Source organism: Oleiphilus sp. HI0125 (genome assembly GCF_001635355.1).
Genome location: NZ_LWGF01000543.1, coordinates 1 through 289 on the forward strand (window position 1 = coordinate 1; position 289 = coordinate 289).

1 pseudogene is annotated in these 289 nt (G+C 45.7%); it reads right to left on the reverse strand.

What is annotated here, in order from left to right:
• A pseudogene (locus A3762_RS06865) lies at positions 1-265 on the reverse strand (hypothetical protein); the annotation flags it as partial.
• Positions 266-289: the final 24 nt, after the last annotated feature.

Below are 289 nucleotides of genomic sequence, written 5' to 3' on the forward strand. Positions count from 1 at the left end.
CGCCTTCTATGTCTTGTGTTCCCCATTCACTCAGCTCAAAGTCTTCTCGCGTTAGCGATTCGTTATCGCCCGTTCCTCGATAATCAAAGCAAAGCGCTTTATAGCCTTGTTTGACAAAGAACTCGGCCATTGGCCAATAAAAACTTTGGTTTACACCGAAGGCACTTGCAATAACGATGGTGCCGAGTGGGGGATTTTCAGGGCTAAATTCACTGATCAATAACGATGTATGATCTCGGCACGTGAGGGTAGTGGTTAATTTCATAGGAGGGCTGACAGCTAAGGAATT